Genomic DNA, 23,218 nt, shown 5'->3' with positions numbered 1-23,218 from the left:
CCGGGTTCACGACCACCGGGAACGAGCCCGGAAGACGAGAGTAGCGGTGGCCGGACTTGAACCGGCGACACAGCGATTATGAGCCGCTTGCTCTGCCATCTGAGCTACACCGCCGCGGTGGGTCCAGCTGAACCCTCGAGCCCCCTTACGGAATCGAACCGTAGACCTTCTCCTTACCATGGAGACGCTCTGCCGACTGAGCTAAGGGGGCCTGCGCGATCTCCCCGTGGGGCGCGCAGAAGTAAGAGTACACGGCACCTGCCGGCAGGTGAAATCGGATCCCCGGTGACCCTCTACGCCCAGCTCAGGGCACGACACGAAGGCGCGGAAGCTCCGTGCCGGAGGTCGCTTCCGGGTCGGCCTGGGCGCCGAACCAGGCTGCCAGCCGCTCGTACGGCAGCGGCCGGCTGAACAGGAAGCCCTGACCTATCTCACAGCCGATGTCCTGGAGAAGCTCCAAGGTCAGCTCGCTCTCCACGCCCTCCGCGACCACGGCCAGGCCGAACTGCTGGGAGAGCGTCACCACCGCGTTGACGATCGCCAGGTCGCCCGGGTCGGTCGCCATGCCCTGCACGAAGGAGCGGTCCACCTTCACCTCGTGCACGGGCAGCCGGCGTAGGTGGGCGAGCGACGAGTCGCCGGTGCCGAAGTCGTCCACCGACAGCCGGACGCCGAGATCGCGCAGCCGGTGCAGTGTCGGAATGGGCCTGTCGGTGCCGTCCAGCACCCCTGCCTCGGTGATCTCCAGGGTGAGGCGCTGCGCCGGCACGCCGTACTCGGTCAACAGCTCCTGCACCCGATCCGGGAAGTGCCGGTCGGTGAGCGTTCGGGCGGCGAGGTTGACAGCGATGGGCAGCGCCTGGTCGGCCTGGGCCCAGTCCCGGCTCCGCCGCAACCCCTCGCGGAGCACCACCTCGGTGAGCCGGCTCAGCTGGCCGGTGTGCTCCGCCACCGCCACGAAGTCCTCGGGGGCGACAGTGCCGTGGGTGGGATGCTCCCACCGGGCCAGGCACTCCACGCCGACCAGCCGCCGGTCACGCAATGTCACCTTGGGCTGGAAGTAGACCTCCAGCTCGTTCTGGTCCAGTGCCCGGCGCAGGTCGCCGGCGAGGCCCAACCGGCGCAACGACCGGGACTCCAGGGCCGGGTTGAACAGCTGCACGCTGCCCGGCACCGACTTGGCGGCCGTCGCCGCCAAATCGACCCGCAGCAGCAGGGTCGCGGCATCGCTGCCATGATCCGGGTGTACGGCGACACCGACCGCCGTGTTCACGTCGAGGGTGAGCGCGTCGAAGACCATTTCGTCGCGGATCTGGTCGCGCAGTTGACCGGCCAACTCCAACGCCGCTTCGGCGCTCTCCAGACGCAGCGTCACCAGGAACTCGTCACCGCCGACCCGGCCGACCAGGGCCGACGACGGCGCACTGGCCCGCAACCGGTTGGCGACCTCGACGAGAACCTTGTCGCCGGCCGCGTGGCCGAGGGATTCGTTTACCTGACGCAGCCCGTCGACGTCGAACAGCAGCAGCGCCACCACCTCGTCGGGCGCCCCGATCTTGGCCGACTCGTCAAGCGCCGCGATGATCCGGCGGCGGTTGGGCAGCCGCGTCAACGTGTCGTGGTAGGCGTCGTGCCGCAGCCGGTCGACAAGCCGCGAATTTTCCAGCGCGACCGCCGCGTGCGCCGCCACCGTCTCGAAGATGGGGATGTCGCCGGGGGCGAAGTGGCCGATGTCGCTGAGCCGGTTCGCCACCTCCAGGGTGCCGATCACGGCCTGCCCGGAGCGCAGCGGCACCACGATCACGTCTTTGATCTCGCGGGCGCTGATCTCGCGGCGCAGGGCGCTCTCGTCGCCGAGCAGACGCCCCATCGACAACGTCTTCGCGAGATCCCGCGCCCGTACCCGCAGGATCGCCGGCGTCGGAGCGACGTCCAGCAACCCCGGTGTGTCGACCCGGGCCGTCAACAGCACCTCCGGATGCCGGCCCTGAGCGGGCAGCCAGAGGGTGGCGGACTCCGCCTGCATGAGGGCACGAACCCGGTCGAGCAGGACATCGGCGAGTGCCGCGTCGGCACCGCTTGTGGTGATCAGCCGGGCCAGGTCGTACATGCCGGTGAGGGTGCGGTGCTGCCGGAAGAACTGGGCGTAGGACCGGTAGACCAGGGCAAGAGCGGCGAAGAGGGCAGCCAGCAGCAACGCCGACCACCACGTCGCTTCCAGCGCGATCAGGACGAGCAGACCGACGGACGCGTTGATCGAGGTGGTGAGGAACACCGACGGTGTGGTCCGCAGTGCCTCCCGGCCCGCCTGCCAGCCCTGCAGGAGCACATGGACGCCGACAACCGAGATAAGGCTGACCAGGGTGATGGTGTTCACCGCGAGGAAGAGGCTGCCCCAGGTGCCGGGGCCCACGTCGTCAAGTGACGGCAGCCGCAGGAGCAGCAGGCTGGCAATCGACGTGGCCGCTGCGGCCTTTGCGACGTTGAACCAGAACTTCGCCGGTGGGAAGCGCTGCGTGGCGCTCCAGATCAACGAGGCGAGCGTGTAGATCAGGACAACGGTCAGCGGCGGCAGGAAGAACAACGCCACGACGAGGGGGATCTCGGTGAGCGTCACGCCCACCGACTGCCGGCGGACGACGAAGTTCAGCACCGGAATGCTGATGCCCGCCATCGCCAGGAAAATCAGGAACGCCAGGCCCCAGTTGCCGAACGGCTCATCGGAGATGACGCTGATGGCAGTGCAACAGAGGACGGCGAGCAGAGCCAGCGGGCCGGTGATGAGCCAAGCGTGGTCCGTGGACTTGCGTCGCTGGTCACGCCTGGCCATACCGCTCCCTCGAAGAGACGCCGCCCGCTGGTGCTGCCCTCACGGGCGGCGACCTCGCCAGTTACCGGAGGGCGTCGACGCCCCAGACGACGTCACCCTGGCTCGAACCCCAGACAACGTCACCGTCCTGGCCTGCGCCCCAGACAACGTCACCGTCCTGGCCTGCGCCCCAGACAACGTCACCGTCCTGACTCGCGCCCCAGACAACATCGGCCAGTTGAGCCTTACCGCCGGCCAGGGAACCGGCGCCCTGCAGTCCACCGAGGACAGCAGCGAGCAAGAGGAGCGAGCCGAGCAGCCGGCCCAGCCTTCGACCAGACATGTTTGCTCCTGTCGGGGAAGTGTCACAGGGATGGTGGAGATTCCACGATCGTGCCACACGGTCGGTACGCAGAAAAGCGGTGAGGGCTGGACCCGTCCGAGCGTTCGCGAGGTTGCACCCTTCGGCCCACTCCGCCTCGACAAGCTGGGCCAGATCAGGGCCCCTTCCTGCAACATCAGCGCTTCATAGAGCGCTTGATGCGACCTTCAGCACAATTCACCCAGGGCACTGGAGCACCCGCCGGCCTCATCACAACCGGTTACGTTCCGTGATTTCCGGAACGGCATGGAGGCGCATCGACGCGGGTCCACGCATCGACCACCATACCTTTTAACGGGCTCGACACAAGCAAGCGAGCGAACCCGTTCAGCGCGATATGTGGATCTTGGCTGCGACCAGGAACGACGCGGCCCACCTCCTTCCCGCCCTTCGATAAAAAGGCCGTGCTCGTGGCGGCCGGTGCGGGGATCATCGACGCCCCGAGACCAGCCGCCGTCTCGTCGGCGGGCGCGCGTGTCCTCCGCGCAAGTGGACAGGCGCGGCAGCACCGCGAGTTCAACCTCTGCGAGTTGCTGTCCGCTACGTGACGGCAACCCGCCGGAACGGCAGGACGCGCCTACGCTGAGCGCACTTCGCCCGGCGATGCTCTGAAAGGAGCCGTCCCCGTGCCATCGATCCTCGCCAGCGCCCTCCTCGCGGCCGCCTTGACGGCCGCACCCACCCAGGTACCCACCGTCGCCGCGCCCGGCTATCGCATGGTGGTCCTCGGAACCCTCGGCGGCGACAACAGCTTCGCCAGCGCCATGAACGACCGCGGCGACGTGGTCGGCCGCTCCCAGGTCGCCGACGGCACCTACCGCGGGTTTTTCTGGCACCGCGGCCAAATGGTCGACCTCGGCGCCTTCACACCCACCGACGTCAACAACCAAGGCCAGGTCATCGGCACCCGTGACGGAGGCTTAGGCGCCCACGTCTGGCACCAGGGTGTCCTGCGGCCACTGGCCGGCCTGCCCGCCGCGCCCGTGGCGATCAACGACCGCGGCCAGATCGTCGGCAGCGGCGATGCAGGCCCCGTCCTGTGGACGAACGGTCACGCCCGGCCCTTGCCCCTGGCCACAGTGTCCGACATCAACGAGAGCGGCCAGGTCTCCGGCGGGATACACGTGCCGGACGGCTTCCACGCCGCCCTGTGGCACCTTGGCCGCGGCACAGACCTCGGCGCGGGCCCCTTCAACCGCAGCAACACGTACGCCCTCAACGACCACGGCTGGACGATCGGCTGGCAGTTCTCGGCCCAGCAGTACCCGCGCGGAATCCTCTGGCGGCACGGCCGCGCCCTGGACATCGGCACCCTCGGCGGCAACACCACCGAGCCGCGGGCAATCAACAACAACGGCGAAATCCTGGCCATGTCCACGGCAACCGACAATCTTGCCCGCCCAGCGCTGTGGCGGCGCGGCGTCCTGCACGACCTCAGCCTCGCCGGGGTCAGCATGCAAGGCGAGGTCGTCGACCTCGACGACCTCGGTCGCATCGCCGGGTGGATCCGCCAGGATTCGGGGATCGTCCGCGCGGTCGTTTACGAACCGCGGTGACGGGCCGGCCCCGTGCGGCTATCGGTCGCGACCGGCGGGCCATGGCCTGGCCGGCACCTCGCTCCGGCTCTGGCCGGCAGACCGCTCCGACTCCGGCCGCCAGGCATCGACGCGCACGACGCCCAGTCCAGTTGACCTGGCGACGCAGCTACGCCATAGCCAGCGAGAATCGAGCAGGCTAGGGGATTTGGGCGAGGCTAATGGAAGAGGCCCCTGACCGGCGTTCGCGCTGGTCAGGGGCCTCTTTGCGCACCTGGTGGCGGGTAGAGGATTCGAACCTCTGAAGCTTTCGCGACGGATTTACAGTCCGCTCCCATTGGCCGCTCGGGCAACCCGCCAGGGCACCCCACCGCGTCGCAACGCGGCGGCGGAAGCAAGGATAGCGGCTCACCCCGGGACCGGCGCAACCGGGTACGGTCAGGGGGTCGTGCCGCTGGTCGGCGGCCGATGGTAGGACCAGACCGCCGGACAGCAGGAGCAGACGCATGCCAGCGAACCCGTCTTTCGACATCGTGAGCAAGGTTGACCGCCAGGAGGTCGACAACGCCCTCCGTCAGGCGGAGAAGGAGCTCTCGACGCGGTTCGACTTCCGCGGTACGGGCGCGGAGATCTCCTGGTCAGGTGAGGAGGCGATCGGCTTGCAGGCGGAGACCGAGGAGCGGGTTCGTGCCGCGTTGGACGTCTTCAAGGAGAAGCTGGTCAAGCGGAACATCTCGTTGAAGTCGCTGGATGCCGGCGAGGCTCGACCCTCGGGCAAGATCTTCAAGATCGACTGCAAGGTGATCCAGGGCATCGAGACCGACAAGGCCAAGGCGATCAGCAAGAAGATCCGTGACGAGGGCCCCAAGGGCGTCCAGGCCCAGATTCAGGGCGACCAGCTGCGCGTCACCGGCAAGAAGCGCGACGACCTCCAGGCGGTCATCTCGCTGCTCAAGGGTGAGGACTTCGGCGTCGCCCTCCAGTTCACCAACTACCGCTAGTCAGGTCCGGCCGCCGCCGGAGGCGAAGCACGCTGGACGGCGGGTCGGGCCGCTCTGTCAACGGACGACGCTGTACCAGTGCGCGGTTTCGCCGGGAACCGGCGCCAGTCGCACCTGCGCGCCGCCCGGGTCGTCGAACATGCGCACGCCGTCTCCGAGCAGCACCGGCGCAAAGAAGATCAGCACCTCGTCGAGCAGTCCGGCACGCAGGCACTGTCTGGCGACGTCCGCGCCGAGGACGTTCACGTACCTGTCGCCGGCAGCGTCCTTGGCCTGCGCGACGGCGCTGTGCAGGTCACCGACGAACGTGACGTCCTCGGGTGGTTCGGCCGGCGGCCGGTGGGTGAGCACGAACACCGGTCCGTGGTACTGGCCTCCGAACGCTCCCTCACTGTCGGTGCCGCGGTTGGGGTCGTCGCCGCCGAAGGTGCGGTTGCCGGCCAGGATGGCGCCGACGTTCGCCAGCAGACGTTCGGCTGTCGCGTTCTCGCCGGTGAGGTGCTCGGTCAGCCACGACATGTCTCCGCCCGGCCCGGCGATGTAGCCGTCGAGTGACGCGGTCGCTGAGTACAGCAGCTTGGCCATGGTGGCCAGTCTGCTGGACCGGCTCAAGGCGGCAGATCAGCGGCACGCCGGCAACCGGAACACCGACACCACGGCCGCCGTCGCCAGTATTCGCAACATGGGGTACGTCGACGGCGACGGGCTAAGGCTTGCATCCGGTACCCGGGTACGGGCTTACCGTCGGATGGTGACCGACGAACACCCAGCGGCCGGCGACACGTGGGTTCCCGAGTCCTGCCGCCTGCCCACATTCGAGCAACCCGTCCGCCTCGCCGAGTTCGACAAGTTCTTCGCCGAGTCCGTCCGGCGGCTCGACCGGCCGTCGGCGCGACACCTGCGACTACACCTGACCGGCACGGCGGAGGCCGAGCACGCCGCGCGGGACCTGAGCGCCCGAGAGTCGGCGTGCTGCTCGTTCTTCACCTTCGACGTCACGCGGCACGGCCCGGACGCGGTGACCTTCGACGTTCAGGTGCCAGAGTCGCGCGTCGGCATCCTCGACGCCCTCTCCAACCGGGTACGCGCAGCCGGCAGAGCCACACCCGACGGCACGCCCTCAGCCGAACCCAGCACGCACGCACCCGACGGCACGCCTCCACCCGAAAGCAGCGCACAGGCGCCCGACGCCGCAGCCGCCCCCGACAGCAGCGCGCCGACACCCGCAGACCCGCCCGCGACCACGCGCCCACGCGACGGGTTGCGCAGTGGTCAACTCGCGGACGCTGCCGGGGTGAATCCGCAGACCTTGCGCTACTACGAGCGTCGTGGGCTCCTCGCCGCGCCCAGGCGCTCGCCGGGCGGGCATCGACTCTACCCTGCGGAGTCGGTCACCCGGATCCGGGTCATCAAGACGGCGCAGCGTCTCGGCTTCACGCTCGACGAGGTGACTGACCTGCTCAGCGCGGGCCGGCGTCCCCACGCACGTACCGGCCTGTCGGCCCGGGCCACGGCGAAGCTGGCCGAGGTGGAACGCAGGCTTGCCGACCTCACCGCCGTCCGGGACTCCCTGCTGGCGGCGATCTCGGCCGGCTGTGACGATCTGGTCGCCTGCGCGGGCAGCGCCTGCTGTCCGCTGCCCTTCGCTGAGGCTCAGCCAGCCCCGCGTGGGTGAGATCGGCGACCACAACACGAGCCGGCGCACGGTCAGACGGTGATCGGCTCTTCGACGCGTACCGTCGCGGTTTCCGCTCGGGCGATGGGCCCGGCGGGCAGGGCGGCTACCACGGCCGCGACGGCGACCGCCGCACCGGCGAACACGAAGGCCCACGGCACCCCACCGGCGTGATCCACGATCAGGCCGGCTCCCGCGCCGCCGACGGCGCTCGTCGCCACGGCCACGGTGACCACCCAGGTGTACGCCTCGTTCAGCATGCCGGTCGGGGCGATCCGGCCGACAAGGGTGTTCTCCAGGGTCAGCGCGGGTGCGATGGTGGCCCCACCGATGACAAGCGCGACGCCCAGCGCCAAAGGTGTGGGCATCAACGCGAACACCACGAACGAGCCGGCCACCGCGGCGAGCAGCAGCGCGAACTGTCGGGTCATGTTCGCCGCCGGCCGGCGGACACCGAACCAGAATCCGCCGATCGCGCTGCCGACACCCCAGACCGCCAGCAGGATCCCGGCGAGGCTCTCCGGGTCGTCGGCGGTGGAGTTGCCGGCGTACGCGGGGACTGTCACACCTGCGGCGCCGAACGCGATGCCGAGGCCTGCCACGCAGACCAGCAGTGCCGGGAAGCCGGCTACCCGCAGCGGGCCGAGCCCTCGGGCATGGTGCTCACGCGGGTGCGGTCGCCAGCCGCGCATGACCCGACCGAGGGCCACGGCGGTCGTGCCGACAAGGGTGACCACTGCCGCTCCGATCAGCGCGGCGGCGGCGTCGGCGAAGATGACGAAGCCGGCCACGAGCAGCGGCCCGAGCACGAAGACGATCTCGAAGAGCGAGGTCTCGGCGGCCAGTGCGGTGTTGCGCAGGGCGTATCGGCCGGAGTTGAGGCTTGTCAGCTCGTTCCAGGCCCCGCGGATGGCGGCGCTGAGCGGCGGGTACGTCGCACCGGCGACGCCGGCCGCCAGGTAGATGACCGGCAGGCCGTCGTCGCCCGCCCGGCTGGCCAGCAGCAGCCCGGTGAGCGCCAGCGGGTGGGCGACGGCGGTGACCAGCAGGACGGGGGTCGGGCCGACCCGGTCGGCGATCCGCCCGGCCACGGGGCTGAGCGCAGCGCCGGAGACGGCGTAGATCCCGCCCGCCGCGGCGGCGAGGGCGTACCGCCCGGTCACCTGCTCGACCACAAGCAGCAGCGCCAGCGGGGTCATGCCGATCCCGAGCCGCCCGATGATGCCGGCGACCAGCAGCATGGGAGCACCGGGAATCCGCCAGACGCCCAGGTACTGACGCAGCGCTGCCACCGTGGAACCTCCGAGATTGTAATGAGCGTGAGCCGTTACGACCCTAACGCCGCCGATCGGTGGGCTGGTACCGGATATCGGGCCGCGACACAGCTCCGCCCGCACCCGGTGATGGGTGCGGGCGGAGTGTCGAACGTCAGCGGGTCAGCGCTGGAACTGCACAGGCCCCGAGTTGGCGGCCATCTTCTCCAGCCGGGCGACCCGGTCCTCCATCTTCGGGTGGGTGGCGAAGAGCGCCGAGACACCACCACCCCGGAACGGGTTGGCGATCATGAGGTGTGCGGTGCTGGTGAGCTGCCCCTGGGCCGGCAGCGGTCGACGCCGCGCCACCGCATCGATCTTGCGCAGGGCGCTGGCCAGCGCCAGCGGGTCACGGCTCAGCGCCGCACCCGAGGCGTCCGCCTGGAACTCGCGGCTCCGGCTGATCGCCAGCTGGATGATGCTTGCCGCGATCGGGCCCAGGATCAGGGTGAGCAGCAGCACAGCCGGGTTGGGCCTGTCCTCGTCGTCCCCGCCGCCCAGCGGGAGGAAGAACGCGAGGTTCGCCAGCAGCGTGATGATGCTGGCCAGGCCCGCCGCCACACTGGAGATCAGGATGTCCCGGTTGTAGACGTGTGACAGCTCGTGCCCGATCACACCGCGCAGCTCGCGGTAGTCGAGGATCTCCGTGATGCCCTGGGTGACGCAGACAGCGGCGTTCTGCGGGTTACGACCCGTGGCGAACGCGTTGGGCTGTGCCGTGGGGCTGATGTAGAGACGCGGCATCGGCTGCTTTGCCTCCGCCGCCAGCTCCCGCACCATCCGGTACAGCTCGGGGAACTGTGCCTCGCTGACCGGTTGCGCCCCCATCGAGCGCAGTGCGATCTTGTCGGAGTAGAAGTAGGAAACGCCGTTCATGACGAGCGAAACGACGACAGCGATGACCAGGCCGCCACTGCCGCCGAACCAGTAGCCCACCACGAGGATCAGCGAGGTGAGCAGGCCGAGCAGCGCGGCGGTCTTCAGACGGTTGTGGTGCACGATCTCTCCTTCGGTGCACGGATCGCCGGGATCCGTCGACCGGTTCAACAACCCGGTACCCACCAACCATCCATCTCAACGCTGAGAGTTCACTGAGACATGCCCAGGTCGGAGCAGGTTTCGGGTCAGCGACCGGCCAGGTCGAGCACCAACTGAGGGGCGAAGCCGAGCACCACGGCGGCCACCGTCGCCACCGCCAGCACCACGCCCACCACGGGTACGGCCGCCACGCCGCTCGGACCCGCGGGTGCGGCCAGGCGCGGCGGCGCCCAGAGCGCGGCGGTCACCCGCAGGTAGTACGCCAACCCGATCACCGCGTTCACCGCCACCACGAGCGCCAGCCACGCGCCGCCGCCGTCCAGCAGCGACCGGACCACAGTCACCTTCGCGAACAACCCGGCCAGCCCTGGCGGTAGGCCGGCCAGACCCACAAGCGCGAGACCGAGAGCAGCGCCCCGCCACGGGTGCCGGCGGGCCGCCCCGCGCAGATCCTCAAGCGTGCCGCCGTCCGCCCCCACCGGGCGCAACGCGACCACCCCGGCGAACGCCGCCAGCTCCAACACCACGAAGAAGACCGCGTACGCCATCGCGGCGGCGTACGCGGCGGACCGGGCCTCGTCCGTGCGGCCGGCGACCAGGGCCAACGCGCCGAGCGGGGCGAGGATGTAGCCGGCCTGGGCCACCGACGACCAGGCGAGGAGCCGGACGGTACGCCGCTGGCGCAGCGCCACCAGGTTGCCGACGGTCATCGTGAGCACCGCCAACAGGGCGAGCACCGGGCCGGTCTGGTCCGCCGGCAACGCCCGCTGCACCACTGCCAGCAGCGCCACCAGGCCACCCAGCTTCGACGCCGTCGACAGGTACGCGGCCACCGGCAGCGGCGCCCCGTCGTACGTTGCCGGCGCCCATGCGTGGAACGGCACCGCCGCCACCTTGAACGCCAGCCCCAGCAGCAGCAACGCCACGGCCGCGGTGGTCAGCGGCAGGTCCCGCAACTCCTGCCGCTCGGCGAGCAACGCGCCGAGCCGGTCCAGGTGCAGCCCGCCGGTCACCGCGTACAGCAGGGCCGCACCGAGCAGGGTGAGGGTGGTGGCCACCACACTGACAACGAAGAACGTCACCGCCGCCTCGGCACTGGCGAGGCTCCCCCGACGCAGGCCGACAAGCACGTACAGCGGCAGGGTCAGCGTCTCCAGTGCCACGATCAGGGTGATCAGGTCACCGGCAGCGCCGAGCACCACGCCGCCGGTCATCGAGCAGGCGAGCAGGAAGCAGAACTCCCCCACCGGCGACCGCCCGGCCCGAAGCGCCGGCACCGACAACCCGAGCACCGCAAGGGTGAGCAGCGCCACCACCGCGCCGACCAGAGCCGCCCGCCCGCCGAAGATCCAGGAGCAGTCGGCGCCGACGCAGAACGTCCGCCGCGGCTCCCCCGCGCCGACCAGAGCGGAGCCGACGGCGGTGCCTGCCGCGCCGAGCGCTGCCACCACCATCGTCGCCCGTGGCCGGGCCAGCAGCAGATCGGTGAGGAGGACGAGCACGGCGGTGCCGGCCGCCAGGTACGCCGGCAGCAGCGCCACGCTGTCCACGCTCTGCACCATGGTCACTGAGCCACCTTCGTTCGCGACTGCGGGGCTCGCAAACCCGGCTCACTCCTCGCGCTCACGGAGCCACCTTCGTTCGCGACTGCGGGGCTCGCAAAACCGGCTCACTCCTCGCGCTCACCGGGCCACCACCGCGATCAGCGCGTCGACCGGCGCCTCGGCGACGCCCAGGACCAGCGCCGGGACCAGCCCGATGGCCAGGGCGAGCAGCACCAGCGGCGCCCACGCTGTCACCTCCGCGCCGGCCAGGCCGGGACCGGCGCGACCAACCGCCGGACTCGGCCGGCCGTGGGTGACCTGACGCAACAACCGCAGGAAGTACGCGGCAGTGAGCGCGCCACCGACCGCCGCCAGCACCCCGAGGGTGGTCCACAGCGGTCCGCCCACCTGCACCGCCGCGACCACAGCGAACGCCTCCCCCCAGAAGCCGGCCAGCCCGGGCAGGCCGAGCGACGCGACCGCCGCGAACGCGAGCAGACCGGCCAGGCGGGGCGCGGTCTCCCGCAGCCCGGACAGGTCGGCGAGAGTGCCAGTGCCGGTACGGTCCTTCACCGCCCCGGCCAGGAAGAACAGCAGGCCGGTGATCACCCCGTGCGCGATGTTGCCGATCAGCGCCGCCTGGATGCCAGTGGCCGTCAACGTGGCGACGCCCAGCAGCACGAAACCCATGTGCCCCACGCTGGAGTACGCGATGAGCCGCTTCACATCGGTCTGGGCCAGGCAGACGAGCGAACCGATCAGGATGGCGGCGACGGCAAGCACGCCCAGCGCCGGCGCCGCCCACCGCGCACCCTCCGGTGCCACCCCCACCGCCACCCGGATCAGGCCGTAGGTGCCCATCTTGAGCAGCACCCCGGCCAGCACGACGCTGCCCACAGTCGGCGCCTGCGTGTGCGCGTCGGGCAGCCAGGAGTGCAGCGGCCAGAGCGGGCTCTTCACAGCGAACGCCAACGCGAGCAGCGTGAACGCGGCCAACTGGGTGCCCCGGGACAGCCCGCCGCCACCGGTCAACGCCACCACGTCGGCGGTGCCGGCGGCGGCGACCACGACGTACACGCCGACCAGCAGCAGCACTGACCCGAACAGCGTGTAGAGCGCGAACTTACGGGCTGCCCGCCGCCGGTCCGCGCCGCCCCAGCCGGCGATGATCGCGTACATCGGCAGGAGGACGACCTCGAAGAACAGGAAGAACAACACCAGGTCCAGGGCGAGGAACGTGCCCAGGATGCCCACCTCGACCACCAGCAGCAACGCCACGAGCGCCCGGCCGCTGCCGCCGTCGGGCACCCGCCACATCGTGTACGCGCAGCACAGCACTGTGAGCAGCGCCGTCAACACCACGAGCGGCCAGGAGATCCCGTCGACGCCGATGTGGAAGCGCAGGTCCAGGCCGGGCACCCAGGGCAGGTCCACCTGATGCCACGGGCGCACCGCGGGCGTGCCCGCCGACCAGGCGAACCACCCCCGGCCCCCGAACACCAGCGGCACCGCGGCCAGCAGTGTCAGCGCCGCCGCGACCGTACCCACCAGCCGGGCCGCCCGGTCCCGGGGCGTCGCCGCCACCGCGACCGCGCCGAGCGCCGGCACCACGAGCACCGCAACAAGCAACACCTGGCCAATGCTCATCGGGTAACCCCCATCAGGGCCGCCGCCAGGCCGATCAGCAGCGCACCGGCAAGCACCCCGGCGGCCGCTCGGGGCAACGCCGCGCGGTGCAATGCGGCCAGCCCGGCACCCAGCCCGGACGCGGCCCGCCCACTGCCCTCGACAGCGCCGTCCACTACCGACTCGTCACCGGTACGCGCGGCGCGCGTCAGCGCCCGGACCGGACGTACGACAAGGGTGTGCTGGACGTCGTCGAGCCGGAACGCGCTGGCGAAGACCGGCCGCAGCGGACCCAGCGCGCCCGCCGGGTCGGCTGTGGTGTCCCGCCGCCAGCCCAGCCACACCAGCCCCGCCCCGACCAGCAGCAGCGCCAGCGGCAGCAACAGCCCCGGCCCGATGTGGACCAGACCGTCCTCGGCGCCGGCCACCGGCACCGTGGCGAACCGCAGCCGGTCGGCGAACGCCCCGACGAACCCGGCGAGGCCGAGCAGCGCGGCCGGCACGGCCAGCAGCAGCACCGGCCACCGCATGACGGCCGGCGGATCGTGCGGCTGGACCAGCGGCAGCCGGGGAGCGCCGAAGAAGGCTCGCAGCAGCAGTCGGCCGGCGTACCAGGCGGTGATCGCCACGCCCACGAGCCCGGCGAGCCAGACCAGCCAGCCCACCCACGACGGCGCCGGGCCGGTGCCCTCCAGCGCGGCCGACTCGGCGACCGCAAGCACGCCGTCCTTGCTCCAGAAGCCGGCCAGCGGAGGCACCCCGGCCAGCGCGCCCAGGCCCACCACGGTGCACCAGAACGTCACAGGCATGCTGCGGCGCAGCCCACCCATCTCCGACATGAGGGTGCTGCCCACCGCGTGGATCACCGCGCCGGCCGCGAGGAACAGCAACGCCTTGAACGCCGCGTGCGTGAGCAGGTGGAACAGCGCCGCCGACGGCGAACCGACAGCCAGCGCGCCAGTCATGTAACCCAGTTGGGAGACCGTCGACCAGGCCAGCACCCGTTTGATGTCGTCCTGCGCGGTGGCTGCCAGCGCGCCGAGCAGCAGGGTGATCGAACCGATCACGCCGAGCACCGTCAGCGTCACCGGCGCGGCGGTGAACAGCGGGTAGAGCCGGGTCACCGCGTACACCCCGGCGGCGACCATCGTCGCGGCGTGGATCAGCGCGGAGATCGGCGTCGGACCGGCCATCGCGTCCGGCAGCCAGGTGTGCAGCGGGAACTGGGCGCTCTTGCCGGCCACCCCGGCCAGCAGCAGCAGACCGGCGGCGGTCACTGTCGCGCCGGAGTGGTCGTGGGCGAGCACGTCGGCGATCCGGAAACTGCCCGCCGACACGCCGAGCAGCGCGATGCCGAGCAGGAAGCCCACATCGCCGACCCGGGTCACCAGGAACGCCTTCATGGCGGCGGCCGGCGCGCCGGGCAGTCGCCGGTCATGGGCGATGAGCAGGTACGAGCAGAGGCCCATCACCTCCCAGCCGACAAGCAGCATCACCAGGTCCCCCGCGACCACCACAAGCAACATGGCGGCGGTGAAGAGACTGATCTGCGCGGCGTACGGCGGGTAGCGGTGGTCGACGTCGACGTCGTCGTGTGGACCGCGCCGCAGGTAGCCGATCGAGTAGACCTGCACTGCCAGCGCGACGGCTGTGACAGCGAGGGCGACGAGCGCGGCGGCGCCGTCCAGCCGTACGCCGAGGGTCACCGTCAACCCGCCGAGGTCGATCCAGGTCGTCGACGTCTCCGTCGGAGAGTCGACTGTGACAAGCAGCGCGACGGCCAGCGCCAGCGCGCCGGCAGCACCGGCGACCCCGAGCGCCACTGCCACCCGCCGCGCCCGGTCGCCTCCGCCCGGGTCGCGCGGGGCCGGCGGCAGCAACAGCCCGACCAGACCCGCCACCAGCGGTACGGCGGGCAGCAACGCCCCGAGCAGCCCGCTCACCGCCCCACCTCCGGGCCTGCGGTGGCCTGCTCCCGCCCAGCGCCGACCTCCGGCGGGTCAGCGGGCTCGCCAAGCGGCACCTCGTCCACCGCCACTGTCGCCCGCAGCCGGTAGAGCTGAAGGACGATCGCCAACCCCACTCCGATCTCCGCGGCGGCGAGAACGATGACGAACAGCGCGAAGACCTGACCCGAGTGCGGCAGCACCGCGCGGGCAGTCGTGTCGGCGGTGACGAGGATGAGATTCACCGCGTTGAGCATCAGCTCCACCGACATCAGCACCAGCACGGCGTTGCGACGGCGCAGCACGCCGTACACGCCGAGGCCGAAGAGCAGCGCGGCGGTGACGTACGGGATGACCGGCCTCACCGGCGACCCCCGGAGTCCACCTCGGCCGCCGTGCGGGTCGGCGTACCCATGTCGTCTACGCGTTGGGCCGGTCGGCCGATGTCCGGCCGGGACAGCACCACAGCGCCGACGAGAGCGGACAGCAGCAGCACGGACAGCACCTCGAACGGCAGCACCCATGCCCCGAAGATCTGCTCGCCGAGCCGTTCGGCAGTACCAGTGTCGGGAAACTCGACAGTGCTCCACCGGTACGCGTCGACGAGCAGGACGCTCAGGCCCAGGCCGGCGCCACCGCCGATCAGCGCGGCCGGCCAGCCGGGCCGGTCCAGATCGTCGGACGCGCCGATCGGAGCCCGGGTCAGCATCACCGCGAACAACAGCAGCACCACCACCGCGCCCACGTAGATCAGCACCTGCACCCAGGCGACCAGCTCGGCACCGAGCACCAGGTAGTCGCCGGCCAGCGCGCCCAGACACACCACAAGGTAGAGCCCGGCCCGCACCAGGTGTTTCGTGGTCACCACCAGCACCCCGGCACCGACCGCGACCGCGCCCAGGGCGAGCAGCAGCACGTCCGCCCCGGTCACCGGGCCACCCTCCTGCCGCCATACCCCGTCTGCGGTGTCACGACGCGGAACCCGGCTCGGGGCGTACGGCGGAAGGGGCCGGACGCACGGCGGCCTTGCGGGCCGCCGCGGTCTCCTCCTTGGCGGGCTCGCCGTTGGGGTCGTGCGCGGGCGGCGGCGGAACCGTGGCCATCCACTGGCCGAGGTGGTCCTTGTCGTGCAGCAGGTCCTTGATGTCGTACTCGGCGTACTCGAACTCCGGCGACCAGTAGAGCGCGTCGAACGGGCAGACCTCGATGCAGATGCCGCAGTACATGCAGAGGGAGAAGTCGATGTCGAACTTGTCGAGCACGTTGCGCTGGCGGGGGCGGGCGGCGCCGGGCACCGCCACCTCCTCCTTGTGCGAGTCGATGTAGATGCACCAGTCCGGACACTCGCGGGCGCAGAGCATGCAGACCGTGCAGTTCTCCTCCGACAGGGCGATCACCCCACGCGAGCGGGGCGGCAGCTCGGGGGCGACGTCGGGGTACTGCTGGGTGGTCGAGCGGCTGGTCATCGTCTTGAAGGTGACCGCCAGCCCCTTTACCAGGCCCGCGCCGGGCATGCCGCGCTCGCTGGCGCCACCGGCCGGGTCGCCGTGCTCGCTGGGGTCGGTCATGTCGACCATCCTGCCCTGTGGCCCGGGCGCGCGCGACCACCCCCCGCAGGTCTGCGGCGGGACTGTGGCCGACGCCGAGAGCGGCTCACGCCCCGGGGGCGGTGAGCCCGCCGATCGGCGGCAGCATCTCGACGCCGAGTTGCTGGAGCAGTTGGAACAGCTCGGTGCAGCTCCAGACCTCGACGATCCGGCCCGTCGCGTCGAACCGCAGGAACGTCGCGCCCGAGTAGCTGACCACCTGACCGGTCGGAGGCACCGGCCCGAACTGGCCCGCGTTGGTGCCGGCCGCCCGCCAGTGCACGGCCACCCGCTCGCCGGCGGCCACCACGTCCACGATCTTGTAACGCAGGTCCGGGAAGGCCGCCCGCCGCTCGTGATGCCAGGCCAGCGTCGCCTCCGGCCCGGTGCCGCCCAGCCCGGGGCACTCGTCGGCGATCAACTCGTACGCCGATTCCTCCTGGCGGGCGTTCCACACGTCGGCGACGAAGCGGCGCGCGGCCGCCTCCACATCCGTCATGACGGCAGGGTAGCCGGGCTCACCGCATCGGCAGGTTGGAGATCCGTAAGGATAGGGACAGACACTGACCTGACCAGGAGGGTGACGTGGGCGAGGAAGCAGGCGGCAAATACGTCGAGCCGGGCGGCGAGTTCACCCGGGACCAGCGCTACATCGCCACCCGGATCACCATGGACGGGCGGGACGGCTACCCGGTCGAGCCGGGCAGGTACCGGTTGGCGGTCAGCCGCGCCTGCCCGTGGGCCAACCGCCTGATCATCGTGCGGCGGCTGCTCGGCCTGGAGGACGCCATCTCGATGGCGGTTGCCGGCCCGACCCACGACGCCCGCAGTTGGACCTTCGACCTCGACCCGGGCGGGCGGGACCCGGTGCTCGGCATCGAACGCATCCAGGAGGCGTACTTCAAGCGCTTCCCCGGCTACGAGCGGGGCATCACGGTGCCGGCGATCGTCGACGTGCCGACCGGGCAGGTGGTGACGAACGACTACGCGCAGATGAGCCTCGACCTGTCCACCGAGTGGACCGCGTACCACCGCGACGGCGCACCGCAGCTCTATCCCGAGCACCTGCGGGCGCAGGTCGACGAGGTCAACGACGTGGTGTTCGCCGACGTCAACAACGGTGTCTACAGGTGTGGCTTCGCCGGCAACCAGGAGGCGTACGACAAGGCGTACCACAGGCTCTTCGACCGGCTGGACTGGTTGACCGCGCGGCTGACCGACCAGCGGTACCTGGTCGGCGACACCATCACCGAGGCCGACGTGCGGTTGTTCACCACACTGGTTCGCTTCGACCCGGTCTACCACGGCCACTTCAAGTGCAACAGGCAGAAGCTGAGCGAGATGCCTGTGCTGTGGGCGTACGCCCGGGACCTGTTCCAGACCCCCGGGTTCGGCGACACCATCGACTTCGACCACATCAAGAGGCACTACTACGAGGTGCACAGGGACATCAACCCGACCGGCGTCGTGCCGCTCGGTCCTGACCTGTCCAACTGGCTCACCCCGCACGGTCGGGAAGCCCTCGGTGGCCGCCCCTTCGGCGACGGCACCCCACCTCCACCCCCCGCCGAGCCGGTAGACCCGGCACACACCCCGCTGCGCTGAGCCACCCCGGGCCCCCGACCCCGCCACCCCCGGGATCTTGCACTTTGTGACGCCGGTATGCCCGGTTAGCCACGTTCGTCGGGGCAGAAAGTGCAAGGTCGGCGCGGTGGGGGGCGGGCTCTACAGGGCGACGCGGACCGCTGCCGTGAGGACCAGTTGCGCCAGGGCGGCCGGCACCAGCACCAGCCAGCAGAGCCGCTGGAGCTGGTCCTCACGCAGACGCGGGTAGGACACCCGCAGCCAGATGATCACGAACGCGACGGCGAACACCTTGAGCAGGGTCCAGAGCCAGCCCAGCTGATCGTCGGCGAACGGGCCCTGCCAGCCGCCGAGGAACAGCACCGTGGTCAGCGCGGCGATCACCACGATGCCCACGTACTCGGCGAGCAGGAAGAACGCGAAGCGCAGACCCGTGTACTCGGTCATGTAGCCGAACACCAGCTCCGAGTCGGCCACCGGCATGTCGAACGGCGGCCGGCGGATCTCGGCCAGCCCGGCCACGAAGAAAATGATCATCGCGGGTGCCTGCCAGATGAGCCACCACGGCTGCCACGCCTCGACGATCCCCGACAAGCTGAGCGTGCCCGCAGCCATCGCCACCGACGCCGCCGCCAGCACCAGCGGCAACTCGTAGCCGAGCAACTGGGCGGCACCGCGCAGCCCACCGAGCAGGCTGTACTTGTTTGCCGACGCCCACGCCGACATGAGCACCGCCACCACACCCACGCCGACGACGGCCAGCACGAAGAACAGGCCGATGTCCAACGGTTGCCCGACAAGGTCGTTCGGGCCGAGCGGGATGACAAGCAGCACCAGCAGGTAGGGCACGAGCGCCACCGCCGGCGCCAGCCGGAACACCGCCCGGTCCGCCTCGCGCGGTGTGATGTCCTCCTTCTGGACGAACTTGACGCCGTCGGCCACGAGCTGCGCCCAGCCGTGGAAGCCGCCCGCGTACATCGGGCCCAGGCGACCCTGCATGTGCGCCATCACCTTGTGCTCGGCCTGACCGACGAGCAGCGGCAGCGTGAGGAACGCGACCACCACACCGCCGATCCGGAGCACCAACTCCACCCAGAGCGGCATCAGGGCGTACCCCCGTCTTGGTCGCCCGTCGCGGGCCGGCCGGCCGGGCCGGCGTCGGGCGCGGGCTCATCGGTCCGAGCCGGGCCGTCGGCGGGCGCGGCCTTGTCGGTCCGAGCCGGGCCGTCGGCGGTGCCGGCGACCCGGGGAGTACGCGCCGGACGGGCCCCCGGTGCCGGACGGGCGGGACGCTCACCGGCCGGACGCGCCGGGGTGCCACCTCGCGGCCCCTCCCCCATGCCGCCCGCACCCGCGGGCGTGGGAACCGTCCCCCACTCGCCCGGGGCGGGCACGCCCGGCGGGCGGATCGGTCGACGGCCACCGCCTGCTTCCGACTCGCCCGGTTCCTTCGCGCCCGGCCAGGGCTTTGCCACCCGCGAGGCGAGTACGAACTCCTTGCGCAGCGGATGGCCCTCGAACTCCGGCGGCAGCAGCAGCGGTCGCAGCTCCCCGTGGCCGTCGAAGCCGATGCCGAACATCTCGTGGGTCTCCCGCTCGTGCCACGCGGCACCCGGGTAGACGTCGACCACCGAGGCCACAGTCGGCGCGCCGCGCGGCAACCGGGTGCGCAGCAGCACGCCGTGCCGCAGCCGCGTCGACCAGAGGTGAACCACCACGTCGAAGCCCTCGGCCAGCTCGTCCACCGCCGACAGCCAGTCGAAGTAGTCGCAGGCCAGCTCGGTGTCGTCGCGTGCCGCGCGCACCGCGGCCGACCAGCTCGACGGGGGGACGTCGACGGTGGCCCGGGCGTACTGCTGCCCGCCGGAGACCGACGGGGTCGCCTCGACCGGCGCGAGCAGCGCGACCAGCCGAGCGCCGACCTCTTCGGGAGTCATGCCGCTGATCCTAGGGCGTCGGTCCGGCACTGGCCCGGCCCGCGCCGCACCACAAGCGCCCCGGCGATCTGCAGGCTTTGCCGGGCGATGCGACGACCGACGGGGAAAGATGAGGGTGTGCGCGCTGTGACTGTGGAACCCGGAGTCGCCAACTCGCTGAGTCTCATCCAGGATCAGCCGGAGCCGGCGCCCGAAGAGGGCGCGGTCCTCGTCGAGGCGCTGTCGGTAGGCATCTGCGGCACCGACCACGAGATCATCGCCGGCCTGTACGGCGAGGCGCCGCCCGGCGCGGACCGGCTGGTCATCGGGCACGAGTCGTTGGGCCGGGTGCTGGAGGACCCGACAGGCACCCTGCAGCCCGGCGACCTGGTGGCCGGGATCGTCAGGCATCCCGATCCGGTCCCCTGCTCCAACTGCGCGGCCGGCGAGTGGGACATGTGCCGCAACGGCCTGTTCACCGAGCACGGCATCAAGGCGCTGGCCGGCTTCGCCCGCGACCGGTGGCGGATCCAACCCCACTTCGCCGTCAAGCTCGATCCGGCGCTGTCCAGCGTCGGCGTGCTGTTGGAACCCACGAGCGTCGTGGCCAAGGCGTGGGACCACATCGAGCGCATCGGGCACCGGGCCGAGTGGCAGCCGCAAACCGTCCTGGTGACCGGGGCCGGGCCGATCGGGTTGCTGGCCGCTCTGCTCGCCACCCAGCGCGGCTTCACCGTCCACGTGCTGGACCGGACGACCGGCGGGCCGAAGCCGGAGCTGGTCGCCGCGCTCGGCGCCACCTACCACACGGTGTCGGTGAACGACCTTCAAGTCGAGCCGGACGTCGTGGTCGAGTGCACCGGCGCACCCACCGTGGTCCTCGACGTGATGTGCAAGGCCGCCCCGACCGGCATCGTCTGCCTTGCCGGGGTGTCCAGTGGTGGTCGGCGCATCAACTTCGACGCGGGCGCCCTCAACCGGGAGTTGGTGCTGGAGAACAACGTGGTGTTCGGCTCGGTCAACGCCAACCGCCGGCACTGGGACCTCGCCGCGCAGGCGCTCGCCCAGGCCGACCAGAACTGGCTCAGCTCGCTGATCACCCGGCGGATGCCTGTGGAGAGGTACGCCGAGGCGTACACCGCCGGGCCGGACGACATCAAGGTGGTGCTGGACTTCGCCTCCTGAACGGCGGGCTGCCGCTCAGATGCCGGGCAGCCGACCGTTGCGGAACAGGTCCACGAAGAGCTGGTGATCCTGCCGGGCACGCACCCCGTACGCGTGCGCGAAGTCCACCAGGTGGGTGACGAACCCCGACTCGTCGGAGCCCACCGCCGCCACGATCGCCTCCTCGGTGGAGTAGTCCACCAGGTCGTGACTGGACTCGTCGTCGGCGACCGAATGCATCCGGGCCACCGCCCGGCCCAGGTCGGCAAGGATCCCGGTCAGCTCCTCCGGCTCGTTGACGTCCGCCCAGTCAAGGTCGGCGGCGTACGGGGAGACCTCCGCGACGAGCTGGCCCACCCCGTCCAGCTCGGTGAAGCCCAGCCACGGGTCGGCGTGCGCCTGCAACGCCCGCTGCGACTCGGCGGTCCGGTGCCCCTGGTGCCGGAAGTAGTTCCGCACCGACTCGTCGGTGCTGTACCGGGCCACCGCCGGCACCTGCGCCTGCTTCATGTAGATCACGACGTCGTTCTCCAGCGCCTGGGTGTGCCCCTCCAGCAGCAGGTTGTACGACGGCAGCCCGGCCGACCCGATGCCGACACCCTTGCGCAGCACCACGTCCTTGATCTGTGCGGCAAGCGGGCGGGGCCGGGTCGACGTGGCGGGCAGGGTGCCCAGGTACTCCTGGAAGGCCGCCACGACCTTGCCCCGGGTGTCGCCGTCGACCTCGAAGACCCCGTCGCCGATCGAGAACCGCCGCTCGTAGTTGTCGACGGTGGTCTGCGTGGCCAGCAGGTCGACCCGCGTGTTGAGCCGGGCCTGCTGGAGCACCCGACGCAGCACACCGTCGGCGTTGTCCAGGGTGATCGAGCCGATCGCGTCGTCCCCGCCGTCGGCGATCGCCCGCAGCTCGGTCAGGTACGACCCGGCGAAGCCGGCCACCAGCTCACCGATCACCGCATCCGAGAGCGCCTTGCTGTAGCCCAGCAGCGCCACGCTCGCCGCGAACCGCCGCAGGTCCCAGGTGAACGGCCCCACGTACGCCTCGTCGAAGTCGTTGACGTTGAACACGAGCTGCCCGGAGGCGTTCATGTAGGTTCCGAAGTTCTCCGCGTGCAGGTCACCGTGGATCCACACCCGGCCGGTCCGCTCGTCCAGGAACCGGTCGTCGGCGAAGTCGCCGCGCTGGTCGGCGTAGAACAGCGCGGCGCTGCCCCGGTAGAAGGCGAACGGTGACGCGGCCATCTTGCGGAACTTGCGGCGGAAGGCGGCCGGGTCCATCGCCATCGACGCGCCGAACTCCTCGGTGAGCACGTCGATGATGTGGGCGGATCGCTTGTCCACGGAGTTGCTCATGCTGCGCAGGCTAGCCCCGCCCAGCCACCCTTGGCGTCAATCAGCCGTTGGTGGGCGTACCGGCGGGGCGGTGAGCGAGTCGACGGAGCGCGGCGCGGCGGCTTCGCGGGGTGCGGTGTCCAGTGGCGCGGCGAGCAGGTCTGGGCGGGACACGCCGCCGATGCCGGCCTGCTCGGCGGCGATCTTCTCCTGAAGGCGCAGGATGCCGTGCAGCAGCGCCTCCGGCCGGGGCGGGCAGCCGGGCACGTACACGTCGACGGGGATGATCTGGTCGACGCCCTTTGTCACCGAGTAGGAATCCCAGTAGGGACCGCCGCAGTTGGAGCAGGCGCCGAACGAGATGACGTACTTCGGCTCGGGCATCTGGTCGTAGAGCCGCTTGATCGCCGGAGCCATCTTGTCGGTCACCGTGCCGGACACCACCATGAGGTCGGCCTGCCGGGGGCCGTGGGCGAACGGGATCACCCCGAGGCGCATGAAGTCGTGCCGGCCCATGCTGGTGGCGATGAACTCGATGGCGCAGCAGGCCAGGCCGAAGTTGAACACCCAGAGCGAGTAGCGTCGCCCCCAGTTCAGCACGAACCGGATCGGCTCGCCGAGCACTGCCGGTAGCTGCACGACCGCCTCCCTCATGTCCTCACGGACAGTCAACCACAGCTCGGGCCCCGGACCCCCGGGGGCGCTGTCGGCACCGGCCGATGGTCGGAACAGTCGGGTTCGCGGCAGGAAACCACGCAACCACACCC

Annotated in this window: 20 protein-coding genes, 3 tRNA genes and 1 pseudogene; 5 read left to right on the top strand and 19 right to left on the bottom strand. The window is 70.9% G+C overall.

Annotated features, from left to right (window positions below; genetic code table 11):
• Positions 1–41: 41 nt before the first annotated feature.
• The 4 genes from F4558_RS29980 to F4558_RS29965 form a co-directional block, all read right to left on the bottom strand.
• Positions 42–114 (bottom strand) — tRNA-Met (locus F4558_RS29980).
• A gap of 24 nt (positions 115–138) precedes the next feature.
• Positions 139–211: transfer RNA gene (locus tag F4558_RS29975), tRNA-Thr, on the bottom strand.
• Positions 212–304: 93 nt separating this feature from the next.
• Entirely contained in the window at positions 305–2,830 is a 2,526-nt protein-coding gene (locus F4558_RS29970; protein WP_053653978.1) for a putative bifunctional diguanylate cyclase/phosphodiesterase, read from the bottom strand.
• 61 nt (positions 2,831–2,891) lie between these two features.
• Positions 2,892–3,152, bottom strand: coding sequence for a hypothetical protein (locus F4558_RS29965; RefSeq protein ID WP_053653980.1), 261 nt, complete (start codon positions 3,150–3,152; stop codon positions 2,892–2,894).
• 665 nt (positions 3,153–3,817) lie between these two features.
• Here F4558_RS29965 and F4558_RS29960 point away from each other — a divergent pair.
• The gene (locus F4558_RS29960) at positions 3,818–4,747 is read left to right on the top strand and encodes a hypothetical protein (RefSeq protein WP_167946977.1); all 930 of its coding nucleotides are present in this window, start codon (positions 3,818–3,820) and stop codon (positions 4,745–4,747) included.
• Positions 4,748–5,001: 254 nt separating this feature from the next.
• On the opposite strand, the gene F4558_RS29955 is transcribed toward F4558_RS29960, so the two are convergent.
• Positions 5,002–5,085, bottom strand: a tRNA-Tyr gene (locus F4558_RS29955).
• Between the two features lie 147 nt (positions 5,086–5,232).
• Here F4558_RS29955 and F4558_RS29950 point away from each other — a divergent pair.
• Positions 5,233–5,727: a YajQ family cyclic di-GMP-binding protein gene (locus F4558_RS29950; RefSeq protein WP_053654008.1), complete on the top strand. Its 495-nt coding sequence runs from the start codon at positions 5,233–5,235 to the stop codon at positions 5,725–5,727.
• A gap of 57 nt (positions 5,728–5,784) precedes the next feature.
• Here the strand turns inward: F4558_RS29950 and F4558_RS29945 are convergent, their stop codons facing one another.
• Positions 5,785–6,312, bottom strand: coding sequence for a dihydrofolate reductase family protein (locus tag F4558_RS29945; RefSeq protein ID WP_167946975.1), 528 nt, complete (start codon positions 6,310–6,312; stop codon positions 5,785–5,787).
• Between F4558_RS29945 and F4558_RS31840 the strand changes: the two genes are divergently transcribed.
• Positions 6,311–7,402: a MerR family transcriptional regulator gene (locus tag F4558_RS31840; protein WP_245241377.1), complete on the top strand. Its 1,092-nt coding sequence runs from the start codon at positions 6,311–6,313 to the stop codon at positions 7,400–7,402. The genes F4558_RS29945 and F4558_RS31840 overlap by 2 nt on opposite strands.
• A gap of 32 nt (positions 7,403–7,434) precedes the next feature.
• Here F4558_RS31840 and F4558_RS29930 read toward each other — a convergent pair whose 3' ends face one another.
• The 9 genes from F4558_RS29930 to F4558_RS29890 form a co-directional block, all read right to left on the bottom strand.
• The gene (locus F4558_RS29930; RefSeq protein ID WP_053654012.1) at positions 7,435–8,694 is read right to left on the bottom strand and encodes an MFS transporter; all 1,260 of its coding nucleotides are present in this window, start codon (positions 8,692–8,694) and stop codon (positions 7,435–7,437) included.
• 144 nt (positions 8,695–8,838) lie between these two features.
• Complete coding sequence (gene htpX / locus F4558_RS29925) at positions 8,839–9,714, bottom strand: zinc metalloprotease HtpX (RefSeq protein ID WP_053654964.1); 876 nt, start codon at positions 9,712–9,714, stop codon at positions 8,839–8,841.
• A gap of 125 nt (positions 9,715–9,839) precedes the next feature.
• Positions 9,840–11,321 (bottom strand): NADH-quinone oxidoreductase subunit N, encoded by a 1,482-nt coding sequence (locus tag F4558_RS29920; RefSeq protein ID WP_053654014.1) that lies wholly within the window; start codon positions 11,319–11,321, stop codon positions 9,840–9,842.
• Between the two features lie 114 nt (positions 11,322–11,435).
• On the bottom strand, positions 11,436–12,944 hold the full coding sequence (locus F4558_RS29915; protein WP_167946973.1) for a complex I subunit 4 family protein: 1,509 nt from the start codon (positions 12,942–12,944) through the stop codon (positions 11,436–11,438).
• Positions 12,941–14,866 carry an NADH-quinone oxidoreductase subunit 5 family protein gene (locus F4558_RS29910; RefSeq protein ID WP_167946971.1) on the bottom strand — a complete coding sequence of 642 codons (1,926 nt, stop codon included), beginning with the start codon at positions 14,864–14,866 and terminating at the stop codon, positions 12,941–12,943. Before F4558_RS29910 ends, F4558_RS29915 begins: the two co-directional genes overlap by 4 nt.
• Complete coding sequence (gene nuoK / locus F4558_RS29905) at positions 14,863–15,234, bottom strand: NADH-quinone oxidoreductase subunit NuoK (RefSeq protein ID WP_312877417.1); 372 nt, start codon at positions 15,232–15,234, stop codon at positions 14,863–14,865. The genes F4558_RS29910 and nuoK overlap by 4 nt, the downstream gene beginning before the upstream one ends.
• The gene (locus F4558_RS29900) at positions 15,231–15,800 is read right to left on the bottom strand and encodes an NADH-quinone oxidoreductase subunit J family protein (protein WP_167946969.1); all 570 of its coding nucleotides are present in this window, start codon (positions 15,798–15,800) and stop codon (positions 15,231–15,233) included. The genes nuoK and F4558_RS29900 overlap by 4 nt, the downstream gene beginning before the upstream one ends.
• 37 nt (positions 15,801–15,837) lie before the next feature.
• Positions 15,838–16,437 (bottom strand): NuoI/complex I 23 kDa subunit family protein, encoded by a 600-nt coding sequence (locus tag F4558_RS29895; protein ID WP_369814776.1) that lies wholly within the window; start codon positions 16,435–16,437, stop codon positions 15,838–15,840.
• Positions 16,438–16,522: 85 nt separating this feature from the next.
• Positions 16,523–16,954 (bottom strand): ester cyclase, encoded by a 432-nt coding sequence (locus F4558_RS29890; RefSeq protein ID WP_167946967.1) that lies wholly within the window; start codon positions 16,952–16,954, stop codon positions 16,523–16,525.
• 86 nt (positions 16,955–17,040) lie between these two features.
• Between F4558_RS29890 and F4558_RS29885 the strand changes: the two genes are divergently transcribed.
• On the top strand, positions 17,041–18,060 hold the full coding sequence (locus tag F4558_RS29885) for a glutathione S-transferase family protein (protein WP_167946965.1): 1,020 nt from the start codon (positions 17,041–17,043) through the stop codon (positions 18,058–18,060).
• A 120-nt stretch (positions 18,061–18,180) separates the two neighbouring features.
• Here the strand turns inward: F4558_RS29885 and nuoH are convergent, their stop codons facing one another.
• Both nuoH and F4558_RS29875 read right to left on the bottom strand, forming a co-directional pair.
• The gene (gene nuoH, locus F4558_RS29880) at positions 18,181–19,143 is read right to left on the bottom strand and encodes an NADH-quinone oxidoreductase subunit NuoH (RefSeq protein WP_053654030.1); all 963 of its coding nucleotides are present in this window, start codon (positions 19,141–19,143) and stop codon (positions 18,181–18,183) included.
• A 236-nt stretch (positions 19,144–19,379) separates the two neighbouring features.
• Positions 19,380–19,976: pseudogene (locus tag F4558_RS29875) on the bottom strand (NADH-quinone oxidoreductase subunit C); the annotation flags it as partial.
• 117 nt (positions 19,977–20,093) lie between these two features.
• Here F4558_RS29875 and F4558_RS29870 point away from each other — a divergent pair.
• A complete protein-coding gene (locus F4558_RS29870) occupies positions 20,094–21,140 on the top strand; it encodes a glucose 1-dehydrogenase (protein ID WP_197281483.1) in 1,047 nt (348 codons plus the stop codon).
• Between the two features lie 15 nt (positions 21,141–21,155).
• Here F4558_RS29870 and F4558_RS29865 read toward each other — a convergent pair whose 3' ends face one another.
• The gene (locus F4558_RS29865) at positions 21,156–22,472 is read right to left on the bottom strand and encodes a DUF2252 domain-containing protein (RefSeq protein ID WP_053654037.1); all 1,317 of its coding nucleotides are present in this window, start codon (positions 22,470–22,472) and stop codon (positions 21,156–21,158) included.
• A 36-nt stretch (positions 22,473–22,508) separates the two neighbouring features.
• Entirely contained in the window at positions 22,509–23,090 is a 582-nt protein-coding gene (locus tag F4558_RS29860; RefSeq protein ID WP_167946963.1) for an NADH-quinone oxidoreductase subunit B, read from the bottom strand.
• Positions 23,091–23,218 lie beyond the last annotated feature (128 nt).

Source organism: Micromonospora profundi (genome assembly GCF_011927785.1).
GTDB classification, from domain to species: Bacteria; Actinomycetota; Actinomycetes; order Mycobacteriales; family Micromonosporaceae; genus Micromonospora; species Micromonospora profundi.
The sequence above is the reverse complement of the archived record's forward strand: the minus strand, read 5'-3'. Positions and strand labels throughout refer to the sequence as shown.

Coding starts and splice junctions, on each gene's coding strand:
- F4558_RS29970 (WP_053653978.1), bottom strand. CDS start 2,830: ATGGCCAGGCGTGACCAGCGACGCAAGTCCACGGACCACGCTTGGCTC.
- F4558_RS29965 (WP_053653980.1), bottom strand. CDS start 3,152: ATGTCTGGTCGAAGGCTGGGCCGGCTGCTCGGCTCGCTCCTCTTGCTC.
- F4558_RS29950 (WP_053654008.1), top strand. CDS start 5,233: ATGCCAGCGAACCCGTCTTTCGACATCGTGAGCAAGGTTGACCGCCAG.
- F4558_RS31840 (WP_245241377.1), top strand. CDS start 6,311: ATGGTGGCCAGTCTGCTGGACCGGCTCAAGGCGGCAGATCAGCGGCAC.
- F4558_RS29945 (WP_167946975.1), bottom strand. CDS start 6,312: ATGGCCAAGCTGCTGTACTCAGCGACCGCGTCACTCGACGGCTACATC.
- F4558_RS29915 (WP_167946973.1), bottom strand. CDS start 12,944: ATGAGCATTGGCCAGGTGTTGCTTGTTGCGGTGCTCGTGGTGCCGGCG.
- F4558_RS29895 (WP_369814776.1), bottom strand. CDS start 16,437: ATGACCGACCCCAGCGAGCACGGCGACCCGGCCGGTGGCGCCAGCGAG.
- F4558_RS29890 (WP_167946967.1), bottom strand. CDS start 16,954: ATGACGGATGTGGAGGCGGCCGCGCGCCGCTTCGTCGCCGACGTGTGG.
- nuoH (WP_053654030.1), bottom strand. CDS start 19,143: ATGCCGCTCTGGGTGGAGTTGGTGCTCCGGATCGGCGGTGTGGTGGTC.
- F4558_RS29865 (WP_053654037.1), bottom strand. CDS start 22,472: ATGAGCAACTCCGTGGACAAGCGATCCGCCCACATCATCGACGTGCTC.